Origin of the sequence: Acidovorax sp. LjRoot118 (assembly GCF_964253575.1) — a bacterium.
In the GTDB taxonomy this organism is placed as follows: Bacteria; Pseudomonadota; Gammaproteobacteria; order Burkholderiales; family Burkholderiaceae_C; genus Acidovorax.
In genome coordinates, this window is record NZ_CAXURB020000001.1 from 6,929,462 (window position 1) to 6,942,424 (window position 12,963).

Genomic DNA, 12,963 nt, shown 5'->3' on the forward strand with positions numbered 1-12,963 from the left:
CCATCCTCCGCCCCGGAGCACGCTGCCATGGAATCCAGCACCGCCGCCATCACCGCCTTCTGGCGCGAGTTCGCCGACACCGAGGCTGCCCTGCATGCCATGCCTTTGCGCGAACGTGTGGAGGAGGGCAATGTGCTGCTGGAGCGGCACCTGGAAGGCCTGGCGCTGGAGATGTCCGGTGGCGACGGGGATGCGGTGGTGGACATGATCGTCACCGCCCACGGCAGCATCGAATGCTTTCCCCTCCTGATGCAGGTGGTGGCCGCCGCGCCCCGGCTGCAGCACCACACCCTGCGGGCGTTCCGCGAGCGCACGCAGCAGCCGGACTTTCCCATCGGCATGGACGGCTTCGAGCTGTCCACCTCCGAGGTGCTGATCGCCTGCAGCCAGGACGACGGCCAGGCAGCGCTCGAGATCCGTTTCGGCCGCGAGATCCCGCAGGATTTTCAGGACCATGCGCGCAACATGGCCTTCATCATGATCGACCATGTGCTGGGTGAGTATGACTTTGCCGTGAAGGTCGGTGCCGTGGACTTCGTAGACGAGTCCGCAGACCCGGATGCCGAGTGGACCCCGCTCAGCCTGCTGCCCCCCGTATTCGACCGCTACTGGAGCGAAACCCTGGGGCGCACCGGCGACTTTCCCAGCGGCGAGCATGTCTGGGGGGGCATGACCCTGGCCTTTGGCGGGTCGGACGACGAAGACGCCGGCGAGCCGCAGGACACGGCGCTGGTGATGGTCAACCGCAGTGCCAACCCGGTCGCGATGCGCGCCGACCTGGCCTATGCCCTCACGCTGGACATGCCCGTCGGTGACCGCGACGAGCTCCAGGTTGCGCAGGACCTGCACGATCAGGCGGCCACCCTGCTGGAACTGTCGCAGCTGGGCATCCTGGCCTACACCATGACCCGCAGCGGGCGCCGCAAGGCCGTGTACTACGTGGGCGATGAACAGCTGGCCAAGCAGGCACTGGCGCCGCTGCTGCTGCGCGATGAGGCCGCCTCGCTGGAGACCACCACGAGCTTCGATCCCGCCTGGTCGGGCTATTTCGAGTTCGCCATCCACTGACCAGCGCTTTCATCTGACAAGGATTCCCATCCCATGGCAACGATTCTCATCATCGGCGCATCGCGCGGCATCGGCCTGGAGTTGGCGCGCCAGTACGTGGAGGCCGGCGACCGCGTGATCGCCACCGCGCGCGACGACGCCGGGCGTGAGCGCCTGCAGGCACTGGGGGCCCAGCCGCTCACGGTGGACGTGGCCAACCCCGCCAGCGTGAGCGGCCTGTCCTGGCTGCTCGACGGCGAGAAGATCGACCTGGCGCTGTACGTGGCGGGCGTGATCCGCAGGCCCAACGCGCTCACGCCGCCCACGCAGCAGGATTTTGACGCCGTCATGCACACCAACGTGCTGGGCGCCATGCAGGCCCTGCCTCAGGTGGCGCCCATGGTGGCCGACGCGCAGGGCGTGTTCGCCTTCGTGTCCAGTTCCATGTCGCAGATCGGCAGCGTGGACGACAGCGACTCCTGGCTCTACCGCACCAGCAAGGCCGCCCTCAACATGGCCGTGGCCTCGGCCCAGCACGACTACCCGGGCGCCACCCTCGTCACCATCGACCCCGGCTGGGTGCAGACCGAGATGGGCGGCGGCGAGGCCCCGCTCACGGTGCAGGAGAGCGTGCGCGGCATGCGTGCCACCCTGGCCAGCGTGACCGGTGCCGACAAGGGGCGCCTGCTGCACCATGACGGCCGGCGTGCTGATCACTGGTAGCCGTGCCCGCCTTTCTTCCTTTCCAACAACAAGTGCTTTCGGAGACCCCATGCTGCTGACCCAAGACCAGGAAATGATCCGCGACGCCGTGCGCGATTTTGCACAGGCCGAACTGTGGCCCCACGCGGGGCGCTGGGACAGGGAGCACCACTTTCCCAAAGAGGCGCACCAGGGCCTGGCCGCGTTAGGTGCCTATGGCATCTGCGTTCCCGAAGAGCTGGGCGGCGCCAACCTCGACTACGTGACCCTGGCCCTGGTGCTCGAAGAGATCGCTGCGGGCGACGGTGGCACCAGCACCGCCATCAGCGTGACCAACTGCCCCGTCAACGCCATCCTCATGCGCTATGGCAATGCGCAGCAGAAGAAGGACTGGCTCACGCCGCTGGCCCAGGGCCGCATGCTGGGCGCCTTCTGCCTGACCGAGCCACATGTGGGGTCCGACGCCTCTGCGTTGCGCACCACTGCCGTGCGCCAGGGCGACGAATACGTGATCAACGGCGTCAAGCAGTTCATCACCAGCGGCAAGAACGGCCATGTGGCCATCGTCATCGCCGTGACCGACAAGGGCGCGGGCAAGAAGGGCATGAGCGCCTTCCTCGTGCCCACCGACAACCCCGGCTACGTGGTGGCGCGCCTGGAAGACAAGCTGGGCCAGCACAGCAGCGACACGGCGCAGATCAACTTCGACAACTGCCGCATCCCGGCCGAGAACCTGATCGGCGCCGAGGGCGAGGGCTACAAGATCGCCCTCGGGGCGCTCGAAGGCGGGCGCATCGGCATCGCCGCGCAGAGCGTGGGCATGGCGCGCAGCGCCTTCGATGCGGCGCTGGCCTATTCCAAGGAGCGCGAGAGCTTTGGCACGGCCATCTTCAACCACCAGGCGGTGGGTTTTCGCCTGGCCGAATGCGCCACGCAGATCGAGGCCGCGCGCCAGCTCATCTGGCATGCCGCCGCGCTGCGCGATGCCGGGCGCCCCTGCCTCAAGGAGGCGGCCATGGCCAAGCTGTTCGCCAGCGAGATGGCCGAGCGCGTCTGCAGCGCCGCCATCCAGACCCTGGGCGGCTATGGCGTGGTGAATGACTTCCCGGTCGAGCGCATCTACCGCGATGTGCGCGTGTGCCAGATCTACGAAGGCACGAGCGACGTGCAGAAGATCATCATCCAACGCGCCCTGGCCTAAGAGGCTGAGAATCTTTCGTCCATGCCCGCCTTGCCCGCCAAAACACCCCGGCTCGTTGTTACAAATGCTCGCCATAGCCCGAGCTATGGCTGTGCTTTGCGCCTAGATCCGAGGCGTTTTGACGCGCACTTCGGACACGGCCAAAAAATTCCCAGCCTCTGAGTCGCGCTCACGCGCCGGTGGGCCGCAGCCACTGCGCCAGCAGGGCGTGCAGCGTGGCGGCGTCGACCGGCTTGCGCAGCACCAGGTAGCCTTGCGCGTCGGCCTCCTGCAACTCGGGCGCATCGAACTCGCCGCTGACCATGGCGCCGTGCGCATCGGGGTATCGCTCCAGCAGGGCTCGCAGCACCTCGAAGCCGCTTTCCCCCGAGCGCAGCCGCTGATCGCACAGAATGGCCTGCGGCGTGAACCCGGCTTCGATGTGGGCGAAGGCCTCGCCCGCGTTGGAGGCCAGGCGCACTTCCACCTCCCAGGTGCCGAGCAGGGCCGACCAGGCTCCCAGTACCTGCGGGTCATCGTCCAGTACCAGGCAGCGCCCCTGCAGCGGGCCGTGGCGCCCTTGCGCGCCCATCGGCGCCAACTGGGCGGACAGCGGCGGCGCCTCGGTGGCAGGCAGCTCGATCCAGAAACACGAGCCCTTTCCGAGCTGGGATTGGAGGCCCTGGCGGGCGCCCATCAGTGCCACGCAGCGTGCCACCACGGCCAGTCCCAGGCCATGCCCGCTGCGGTGCAGCTCCCATGCGTGGTGGGGGCGGTAGAAGGCCTGGTAGATCTGGCCCTGCTCTTCCAGGGCCACCCCCACCCCGGTGTCCCACACCTCGATGCGCCAGTGCTGGCCACGCCGCCGCGCGCCCACCAGCACCCCGCCGTGCGGCGTGTAGCGCAGCGCGTTGTGCACCAGGTTGGCCAGTGACTGGCGCACCAGCGCAGGGTCGGCCAGCACCGTGGCCTCATGGGGCGGCCGGTGCAGGCGAAGTGCCAGGCGCCTGGCCGCCGCTTCCGTGGAGAACTGGGTCTGCAGGTCATCGAACAAGCTGGCCAGTGCTACGGGTGCGGGCCGCAGTTCCACCGCGCCCGACTCGATGCGCGACAGGTCCAGCAAGGCATCGAACATGTGGCTCACCGAGCGCATGCTGAGCCGCCACTGCGTTAGCAGGCCCTCCAGCCGCGGGATGCCCTGGCCATGCAGGGCAATGGCTTCGGCCAGCAGGCCCATCGCATGCACGGGCTGGCGCAGGTCGTGCGCGGCGGTGCTCAGAAAGCGGTTTTTCTCCGCCAGGGCCGTCTCTGCGGCGCGGCTGGCCCGGAGGTAGCGCTCGGCCAGGTCCCGGCTGCGCTCCTCGAGCACGATCTGGCGCACGAAGAAGCGGTGCGCATGGAAGGCACTGCGGTAGATCACCAGGTTCATCACCAGCGTCATGGGCAGGATGAAATACCAGTGTCCCGGAAACGACCAGGGCAAAAGCGCCAGGCTCCAGGCCATGCCGAAGAACAGCGCGCGATAGATGCCCCAGTGAGCGGTCATCTGCGCCGCATTGACGGCTGCGATCCCCATGAGGGTGGTGTGCAGCAGCAGCATGAAGTCATAGGTCGCACCCGTGATGGACAGCGCGACCAACAGGGACAGGGCCCCTCCGTGGCCCAGCGCGAGCCATTGCAAGCGTGGCTGCCAGGTGGCGAGCACCTCCATGGCCTTGCGTTCCGACTGATCCCGCAGGTAGCGGCGATGCAGCCGCCATACGGCCCACAAGGCCGGCAGGTAAAGTGCCCCCCACACGAAAAGCCCCACGGGGTTTCCGCCCAGCCAGGCCAAAAGTCCTCCGAACAGCAGGCCCATGGAGGGCATGGCCATCATGCTCAGGCGCAGGCGGGCAAAGGCGGCACTGAGCAGCCTCAAACGGCCTTCGTCGCTGGGCGTGCTGGTTTCCAACAGGTGCTCTGGCGTGTCCATGCGCAACGGGCTTCGTCAGTGGCTGTACCGGGGCGCCAGCCACTGGGCCAGCACGGCGTGCAGCCGGACCACATCGAGCGGCTTGGACAGCACCAGGTAGCCTTGGTTCTCGGCCTCCTGCAGATCGGGCGAATGCAGTTCGCCGCTGACCATGGCGCCATAGGCGTCGGGGCAGTGCGCCATAAGCGCCCGCAGGATGTCGAAGCCGCTCTCGCCCGAGCGCAGGCGCTGGTCGCACAGGATGGCGCGGGGGCGAAAGCCGCCGTCCACCAGGTCCCAGGCCTCGCTGGCACAGCTGGCAAAGCGGGCGTCGATGCCCCAGGCCTGCAACAGCGCTGACCAGGCTGCGGCCACCTGCGGGTCGTCGTCGATGACCATGCAGGTGCCCGCCAGCGAACTCAGGTCGGGTCGGCCGCTGCCCTCGCCTGCGTCCCATGCCAGGCCTCTGTAGCGTGCCTGCTGGGGGTCGCTCTCGACCAGGGTGGCATGGGGCAGGTGCAGCCAGAACCGAGACCCCTTGCCCAGGCGCGAGACCAGCCCATAGTCCGCACCCATGAGCTTGGCGCAGCGCGCGACGACGGCAAGGCCGAGGCCGTGGCCGTTGTTGTCGATGTTCCAGGCGTTCCGCGGGCGGTAGAAGGGCGAGTAGATGCGCAATTGGTCCTCCAGGGCTACGCCCACACCGGTGTCCCATACCTCGATCTGCCAGCCCCCGCGGCGCGGGCGGGCGGTGAGCAGCACGCCGCCGCGCACGGTGTAGCGCAATGCGTTGTGCACCAGGTTCACGACCGACTGGCGCAGCAGGTCCGCATCGGCCAGAGCGGCGGCCTGGGGGCCTGGTGGGCGCACGCGCAGCAGCAGGCCACGCGTGCGCGCCTCCTCGCGAAACAGCGCGAGCACATCGTCGAAGAGCGCATCCAGCGCCACGGGACCGGCATGCGCGGTCACATGGCCGCTTTCGATGCGCGACAGGTCCAGCAGCGAGTTGAACATCAGGTTCACCGAGCGCACGCTGCGCTGCAGGTCGGCCAGGGGCGCATCCAGGCCCCCATCGCGGTTGCGCCGTGCAATGGCTTCGGCCAGCAGGCCCATGGCGTGCACGGGCTGGCGCAGGTCGTGCGCGGCAGTGCTCAAAAAGCGGTTCTTCTCTTCCAGGGCCGCCTGGGCTTCATCACGTGCCGCCAGGTAGCGCGCCGCCATCTGCGCGCCGCGTTCCTCCAGCCGGATCTGCTGCACGAAGAAGCGGTGCGTCGTATGTGCGTGGCGGTAGATGATCAGGCTGTGCAGCAGCGCCAACGGCAGGATGAAAGGCCAATGGTCCGGAAACAACCAGATCAGGAGGGGCAGCGATGCATTCCAGCCCGCCATGAACAAGCGCATGAACACGCTGAGCACGGGTGTCTGGAGTGTGGCGTTGCCGACGATGATGGCGGCGTTGGTCACCAGCAGCAACAGTGCGAAGTCGTAGCTCGCGTGGCCCGCCACGATGGCCATGGGCGCGGTGATGCCCGCTCCGTGCAGCAAGGCGCATGTTTCGAGCCGGGGCTTCCATTTGCGCACCAATGCCTCGGCATCCAGGCGCTTGCGGTCGCGCAGATGCAGGCGCCGCTGCACGACCATCACCCCGGCAAACAGGGCGTAGAAGCCGCACCATGCCCACATCCAGCGCGCATCGTGCCCTTGCGCATAGAACAGCGTGAGCGTCAGTGCCAGCAGCGGCAGCACGAAGATGCTGGTGAGCAGAAGGCCAAAGGTCATCTGCAGCAGGCGGGCGCGCCCCTCCATGCTGATGGGGGCGTCGTCGGACCACTCGGCCGAGGGCGCTGCCGCCGGCGAGGCCATCAGCCCGCAGGTCCTGCCAAGACCAGCCTGCGCCCGCGCAGCTGGGTGATGGCCTCGATGCGGTTGCGCGCGCCCAGGCGCTGCAGGATGGCGGTGATGTGTTCTTTCACCGTGCTCTCCGACAAGGCCAGGTCCAGCGCGATGCGCTTGTTGGGCTGGCCGAGCAGCACCAGTGCAAGGATCTCCCCCTGGCGTGCGGACAGGCCCAGCTCGGCCGGGGTCACCGGCAGCTCGCGGCTGCGCAGCCCGCCGGGCTGCACGCGCCCTGCGGGCACGAACCAGGTCAGCCCGCCCAACAGCGCATGCACGGCCTGGGCAAACGTGCCCGGGCTCTCCTGCTTGTGCACAAAGCCATGTGCTCCGCCTGCGCGGGCGCGTTCGGCCAGGAGCGGGTCGTCATCGCCGCTCATCACCGCAATGGCGGTGCCGGGGCAACTGGCACGCAGCTGCGCAATGAGGCCCAGGGCCGCGCCTTCCACCAGCCAGAAGTCGATGAGGGCCAGCGCCGGTGCCCCATGCACCTCCACCTGCTGCAGGCAGTCGGCCGCATCGGTGGCCAGCCGCATTTCCATGTCAGGGCGCAGCGAACGCAGGAACTCTGCAACCCCGCGCGCCACCAGGGGATGGTCGTCAAGAATGATGGCGTAGGGGGACGTTGGAGGCATTGGGTGGGGGGAGACCGCTGTGGCAGGCAAATTCTGCCAAGTGTTCCGCAAGATGGGTGCGGCGCAAACCCTACCGGAGTAGGGTTGGCAAAGGCGTGGCTACATCCTGATACCTTGAGGACCTGGTCCCGGGGCACTGCTGGTGATCCGCATCACCAGCCCATTGCACCTGGTGATTGGACACTGGCAGCACACCAACCAGGTGGGGCCAGAGTGCATGCCATGCGCCCAGAGCTCCCACCATCTTGAGAGGAGCTGCCCATGTCTGTTCATTCCCGCGCGCGGCGCGTTGTCCCCGGTTCTTTCCACTTGAATACCCGTGCTGTCTGGCACTTTGCGCCGCTGGGACTGGCTGCTGTCCTGTTGTGCGGCTGCGGCGGTGGTGGTGGGGCCGACAGCCCGGCTGCGCCCGACCCCTCCACTCCAACGCCACCGGGCCCGTCCGTACCGCCGCCAGCGCCGGTGCACTACACGGTGGGCGGCACCGTCACCGGCTTGGCCGCCGGCCAGACGCTGGTGTTGCAGAACCAGGGCGCGGACGATTTCACGGTGGGGGCCAACGGCAGCTTCGTGATGGCCGCCAGTTGGCCTGCGGGCAGCAGTTATGCCGTCACCATCAAGACCCATCCCACCGGCCAGCAGTGCTCCGTCTCGCAGGGTGCAGGCACGCTGTCCTCCACTGTTGCCAGCGTACTGGTCGATTGCGTGAATCTGCCTGCAGCAACCTACACGCTGGGCGGTATGGCAAGCGGGCTATCAGCAGGTCAGTCGGTGGTACTGACCAATGGCGGCAGTGAAGACCTGACCGTTTCAGCGGATGGAGGTTTCACCTTCACCAAGGCATTGGTCGATGGTGCGGTGTACGCGATCACCGTGAAGACTGCGCCCGCCGGTTCAGGCTGCGTGGTGCGCAACGGCTTCGGATCGGTGGCTGCCACCAGCGTGGACAGCGTGGCGGTGCGGTGTGCCCCTCTTGCCACCTTGTCCGAAGGCCCATGGGAGCAGGACCAATGCCTGCCCGTGACCGGCGCATCGGCCGGGCTGCGGGATCTGTGGCGCCTCTCACGCTCCGGCAATTCTGTTTCTGTAGGCGCTGGAATGGTGTCTTACCGCAGCCCCCAATGCGATGGCGCTGGCACCGCGTCCTCAGGCCCATTGAACGGCACGTTCTCATTCGAGCAGGAGCGAACCGAGGCCACTGCCGAGCTTGCGGCTTTCTGGGGCAACCGGCGCTACATCGCCACGAGCATGGGGCCGACCAAAATGGTGTTGGTGCGCAAGGCCAACCACCTGTGTCTGCTGGAGGACACGGCCACGCCATCGGCCTTCCCCGATGCCGCCAGCCTGGGGCCTGCCGTCACTGCGGCCATTGCGGCCGGCAAGTGCTATACGCCGCGCTGACGCGGTTCAACCGGCACTGTCGCGTTTGCGCAGCACCACGGTGATCTGCCCGTTGGTTTCGATGGTGGCACGCTCCACCTCGTGCAGGTGCAGGCAGCCGCTGGCGCGCAGGGCGGCCTCCAGGTCGTCGGTGGAGAGCAGTTCCTTGTGCATCAGCTCGGTGTGCACCTTGCCCTGGTCCACCAGCACGCGCGGTTTGCCGTCGATCAGGCGCTCCAGCCAGGCGAAGCGGAAGGTCAGGTTGGCCAGCACCACATGGCAGCCCATGAGGGTGCTGGCCGAGATGAGTCCGCCGATGAGCGAGTTGTCGCCCGCGTTCATCGAGTTCTGCACGGCGTTGGACAGGATCAGCAGCAGCACCAGGTCGAACGGCGCGTACTGCCCCGTCTGGCGCTTGCCCGTGAGCCGCAGGAAGACCAGCAGAAACACGTAGACCAGGACCCCGCGCAGCACAAACTCCCACCAGGGCACGCTCATTTCCCACATGGTTCGACTCCTCGGGTGGTGATATTCATGCGTGCCAGTCTACGGCGTGCGAGTGTCGGCGAAAATCGGACACCATCGCGCTTCCACGCAGGCCGGCAGGCCTGGGTGGATGACCTGATTTTTAATCGTGTTTGATCAGAGAGGCCACGCATGCTGCGTCGCGAATTCCACCAAGCCAGCCTGGGCGCCCTGGGCACCTTGCTGCTGGCCTACGCCAGCAACGTGCAGGCCCTGTCGCTGGGCGATCTGTCGGCCGCCGATGCCTCGGGCGGCCTGAAGGCGGCCCTGTCGCAGGGCGTGCAGGCCGCCATCGCCTCCCTGGGCCGGCCCGATGGCTTCCTGGGCAACCCGCGCGTGCGCATCGGGCTGCCGGGCACCCTGGACGATGCCGCCAAGGTCATGAAGTCGCTGGGCCAGGGGCGGCGCATCGACGAGCTGGTCACCTCCATCAACCGCGCTGCCGAGGCTGCCGTGCCACTGGGCCAGGACCTGCTGGTGCAGGCCGTCAAGAATATCAGCGTGACCGACGCGAGGAACATCCTGACCGGTGGCGAAACCTCGGTGACGGCCTTTTTTGCCGAGAAGACGCGCACTGCGCTGGGCGAGCGCTTCCTGCCCGTGGTGAACCAGGCCACCGAGAAGGTCGGCCTCACGCAGAAGTACAACGCCTTCGCCGGCAAGGCCGCCAGCTTCGGCCTGCTCAAGGCCGAGGATGCCAACCTGGCCCAATACGTCACCGGGCGCACGCTCGATGGCCTGTACCTCATGATCGGTGAGGAGGAGCGCCGCATTCGCCAGAACCCTGCGGCCGCCGGCAGTGCCTTGGTCAAGAAGGTATTTGGCGCAATGAAATGAAGCACCCCTTGAGTCGCTTCGCGCCTCGGTGCGTCCGCCAGGGGCGGCCGCTCTTCGGGCACGTCCAAGCCTGCGCAGGCAGGCTTGGAGCCGCGGCCCTCAGCCCCTCTCTCATATTGCTTCGCAATCTGGGAGGGGGACGCCCTCGGTGCGGCGGGGCGGCCCTTGCACGGGGGCGCTGGCCTTGGCCGCGCCAGTTTCATGCGCTGCGGGTGATTCCCAGCATTGTGGATAACTGATATGGCAGTCTAAAACCCATGGCATCCCCTGAACCCACCAACGCCTGCTCCTGCGGCCAGACCAACGCGCGCCAGCAACCCCTGGCCTATGCCGCATGCTGCGGCCGCTATGTCGACCATTTCGACACCGCGCCTGCGCCCGATGCGCCCAGCCTCATGCGCTCGCGCTACAGCGCCTTCGTGCTCGAACGGGCAGACTACCTGCAGGCCACCTGGCACCCGCGCACCCGGCCTTCCCAACTGGACTTCGATCCCGGCGCACGCTGGCTGGGCCTCACGGTGCGCAGCCAGCGCAGCACGGGCGAGGACATGGCCGAAGTCGAGTTCGTCGCACGCTACCGCGTGGGCGGCCGCGCCGTGCGCCTGCACGAGACCAGCCGCTTCGTGCGCGAGGACGGGCGCTGGTTCTATGTCGATGGCGACCAGCAATGACCCACTCCTTTCTTTTTTGTGAGCCTTGATCCATGACCTTCGAAGCCATCCTGTTCGACTGCGACGGCGTGCTCGTCGACAGCGAGCACATCACCAACGGCGTGCTGCGCACCATGCTCAACGAAGCGGGCTGGGCCATCACGCACGAAGAGTGCATGGACTATTTCATCGGCCGCACGGTGCGCAGCGCCACTGCCCGCATCGAGGCCGAGACCGGCCGGCCGCTGACCGACGAGTGGATGGCATCCTTCTATGCCCGCCGCAATGCCGAGCTGGACCAGCACCTCGTGGCCATCGAGCACATCCACCCCACCATCGAGCGCGTGCACGCCCACCACGGCGGGCGCATCGCTTGCGCCTCGGGGGCCGACCGCTTCAAGGTGGAGATGCAGCTGGTCAAGGTGGGGCTCATGCCGTACTTCGAGGGGCGTATCTTCAGCGGCCACGAGGTTCCCCACACCAAGCCGGCACCCGATGTGTACCTGGCCGCGGCCGCCGCGCTGCAGGCCGATCCGGCGCGTTGCGCCGTGGTGGAAGACACGACCATCGGCGTGACGGCCGGCGTCGCGGCGGGCGCCACCGTGTTTGCCTATGCGCCGCTGGGCATTGGCGACGATGCCCTGCGTGCGGCCGGTGCGTCGCAGGTGTTCCGCAGCATGGCTGAGCTGCCGGCGCTGCTGGGCTGCTGAAGGTCCGTTACGATCCGGGAAAAGGGAGAACGCATGCGCTCTGCAAGCCTGGGAGAGAGAACGCAACGGTGGATGCGTCGCGGCGCGCTGCTGGCTGCCATGGGGATGCTGTCGGCATGCTCATCGGTACGCCCCTGGGTCAATGAGCCCATGCCGCTGCAGGAGCAGGCGGTCACGCAGCGCCCGTCCCAGCGCGATCCAAGCATCCTGGTCGCAGTCACCCTCTCGGGCGGCGGTGCGCGCGCGGCGGCCTTCGGTTTCGGCGTACTCACCGAGATGCAGAACACGGTGTTCGAGTGGAACGGTCGGCGCACCACGCTGCTCGACGCGACCGATGTGGTCAGCGGCGTCTCGGGCGGCAGCATCGTGGCCGCCTACTATGCGGCGCATGGCATCGAGGGGCTGCCGCGCTTCGAGCATGAGTTCCTGCGCCAGAACTTCCAGAACAGCCTGATCACCCAGGCCCTGCGCCCTGGCAACCTGGTGGACCTGACTTCGCCCTGGCTCGGCCGCACCCACCTGCTGGCGCGGCGGCTCGACGAGCTCTATGCCGGCAAGACCTTTGGCGACGTGGAAAGGCGCCCTCGCCACCCGCAGCTGTTCATCACCGCCACCGACATGTCGCTGGGCACGGGTTTCGAGTTCACCTGGGACCAGTTCGCGCTGATCTGCTCGGACCTGCGCACCGTGCCGCTGTCCTTCGCGGTGGCCGCCTCGTCGGCCGTGCCGCTGCTGCTCAGCCCGATGACGCTGAAGAACCATGCGGACCAGTGCGCCACCCGCCCCGCAGGGAGCCACCTGGCGCGCGCCAATGCAGGGGACTATCGTTCGCGGCTGTACCGGGTCAACGAGCAGAGCTACCTCGATGCCAGGCGCAAGCCCTACATCCACCTGGTGGATGGTGGGTTGTCTGACAATCTTGGCGTGCAGCGCCTGCTTGACCGCGCGCTGGCCGGCGGCGGCCTGCGCGAGAGCTTCAGCGAGGTGGGTATCCCGCCGGGCAGCATCCGCAAGCTGGTGCTGATCACGGTAAACGCCGAGCGCGACCCCTCGTTCAACATCGACACCAGCGACAAGGTGCCCGACATGCTGCAGGTGGTGGATTCCCTTCTGTTCGGCACCGGCTCGCGCGCCACACGCGAGACGCAGGAATACCTGCGCGACATCACCGAGCAGTGGCGCAAGACCCTGGCCGTGAGTCCGCACAGCGGCGGCGACGTGTTCGCGCCGAACGCCGAGATCCACGTGGTGTCGGTCAATTTGCGCGACTCGCCCGACGACGTGGCGCGCCCGCGCCTGCTGCAGATCCCCACGGCGTTTTCCATCGAGCAGCACGAGGTCACGGACCTGATCGAGGCCGGTGGCAGTGTGCTCCGGCACTCGCCCGAGTTCCGGGCGCTGGTGAAATCGCTGCCGGTGTACCAAGCACCCCAAGGGGCGCCGCAGTAGCCTG

At 67.6% G+C, this 12,963-nt stretch carries 12 protein-coding genes; 8 read left to right on the forward strand and 4 right to left on the reverse strand.

Translation table 11 applies throughout. The features are described from left to right. The first annotated feature begins 27 nt into the window (after positions 1–27). Genes ACSQ9E_RS32580 through ACSQ9E_RS32590 form a run of 3 tightly spaced genes read left to right on the forward strand, consistent with a single transcriptional unit; the run spans position 28 to position 2,950 of the window. Positions 28–1,068 carry a DUF695 domain-containing protein gene (locus ACSQ9E_RS32580; RefSeq protein WP_436220150.1) on the forward strand — a complete coding sequence of 347 codons (1,041 nt, stop codon included), beginning with the start codon at positions 28–30 and terminating at the stop codon, positions 1,066–1,068. A gap of 33 nt (positions 1,069–1,101) precedes the next feature. Beyond that, the gene (locus tag ACSQ9E_RS32585) at positions 1,102–1,770 is read left to right on the forward strand and encodes an SDR family oxidoreductase (RefSeq protein ID WP_057201547.1); all 669 of its coding nucleotides are present in this window, start codon (positions 1,102–1,104) and stop codon (positions 1,768–1,770) included. Positions 1,771–1,819: 49 nt separating this feature from the next. Next, a complete protein-coding gene (locus ACSQ9E_RS32590) occupies positions 1,820–2,950 on the forward strand; it encodes an acyl-CoA dehydrogenase family protein (RefSeq protein ID WP_057201548.1) in 1,131 nt (376 codons plus the stop codon). Between the two features lie 169 nt (positions 2,951–3,119). Here the strand turns inward: ACSQ9E_RS32590 and ACSQ9E_RS32595 are convergent, their stop codons facing one another. From ACSQ9E_RS32595 to ACSQ9E_RS32605, 3 genes are read right to left on the reverse strand one after another with little or no spacing between them, the layout of a single operon-like run. Next, a complete protein-coding gene (locus tag ACSQ9E_RS32595) occupies positions 3,120–4,901 on the reverse strand; it encodes an ATP-binding protein (RefSeq protein WP_428003382.1) in 1,782 nt (593 codons plus the stop codon). Between the two features lie 15 nt (positions 4,902–4,916). Beyond that, positions 4,917–6,743 (reverse strand): ATP-binding protein, encoded by a 1,827-nt coding sequence (locus ACSQ9E_RS32600; protein ID WP_436179873.1) that lies wholly within the window; start codon positions 6,741–6,743, stop codon positions 4,917–4,919. Next, positions 6,743–7,408, reverse strand: coding sequence for a LuxR C-terminal-related transcriptional regulator (locus ACSQ9E_RS32605; RefSeq protein ID WP_436179872.1), 666 nt, complete (start codon positions 7,406–7,408; stop codon positions 6,743–6,745). The genes ACSQ9E_RS32600 and ACSQ9E_RS32605 overlap by 1 nt, the downstream gene beginning before the upstream one ends. 261 nt (positions 7,409–7,669) lie before the next feature. Here ACSQ9E_RS32605 and ACSQ9E_RS32610 point away from each other — a divergent pair, with 261 nt between their 5' ends. Further along, positions 7,670–8,809, forward strand: coding sequence for a hypothetical protein (locus ACSQ9E_RS32610; RefSeq protein WP_436179871.1), 1,140 nt, complete (start codon positions 7,670–7,672; stop codon positions 8,807–8,809). Positions 8,810–8,815: 6 nt separating this feature from the next. On the opposite strand, the gene ACSQ9E_RS32615 is transcribed toward ACSQ9E_RS32610, so the two are convergent. Then, on the reverse strand, positions 8,816–9,295 hold the full coding sequence (locus ACSQ9E_RS32615; RefSeq protein ID WP_057201553.1) for a DUF421 domain-containing protein: 480 nt from the start codon (positions 9,293–9,295) through the stop codon (positions 8,816–8,818). A gap of 150 nt (positions 9,296–9,445) precedes the next feature. Between ACSQ9E_RS32615 and ACSQ9E_RS32620 the strand changes: the two genes are divergently transcribed. From ACSQ9E_RS32620 to ACSQ9E_RS32635, 4 genes are all read left to right on the forward strand, one after another. Continuing rightward, positions 9,446–10,150 (forward strand): DUF4197 domain-containing protein, encoded by a 705-nt coding sequence (locus tag ACSQ9E_RS32620; RefSeq protein WP_436179869.1) that lies wholly within the window; start codon positions 9,446–9,448, stop codon positions 10,148–10,150. 257 nt (positions 10,151–10,407) lie between these two features. Next, a complete protein-coding gene (locus tag ACSQ9E_RS32625; protein ID WP_436179868.1) occupies positions 10,408–10,821 on the forward strand; it encodes a YchJ family protein in 414 nt (137 codons plus the stop codon). Between the two features lie 32 nt (positions 10,822–10,853). Beyond that, on the forward strand, positions 10,854–11,510 hold the full coding sequence (locus tag ACSQ9E_RS32630) for an HAD family hydrolase (RefSeq protein ID WP_057201556.1): 657 nt from the start codon (positions 10,854–10,856) through the stop codon (positions 11,508–11,510). Between the two features lie 33 nt (positions 11,511–11,543). Next, positions 11,544–12,959: a patatin-like phospholipase family protein gene (locus tag ACSQ9E_RS32635; protein ID WP_436220151.1), complete on the forward strand. Its 1,416-nt coding sequence runs from the start codon at positions 11,544–11,546 to the stop codon at positions 12,957–12,959. Positions 12,960–12,963: the final 4 nt, after the last annotated feature.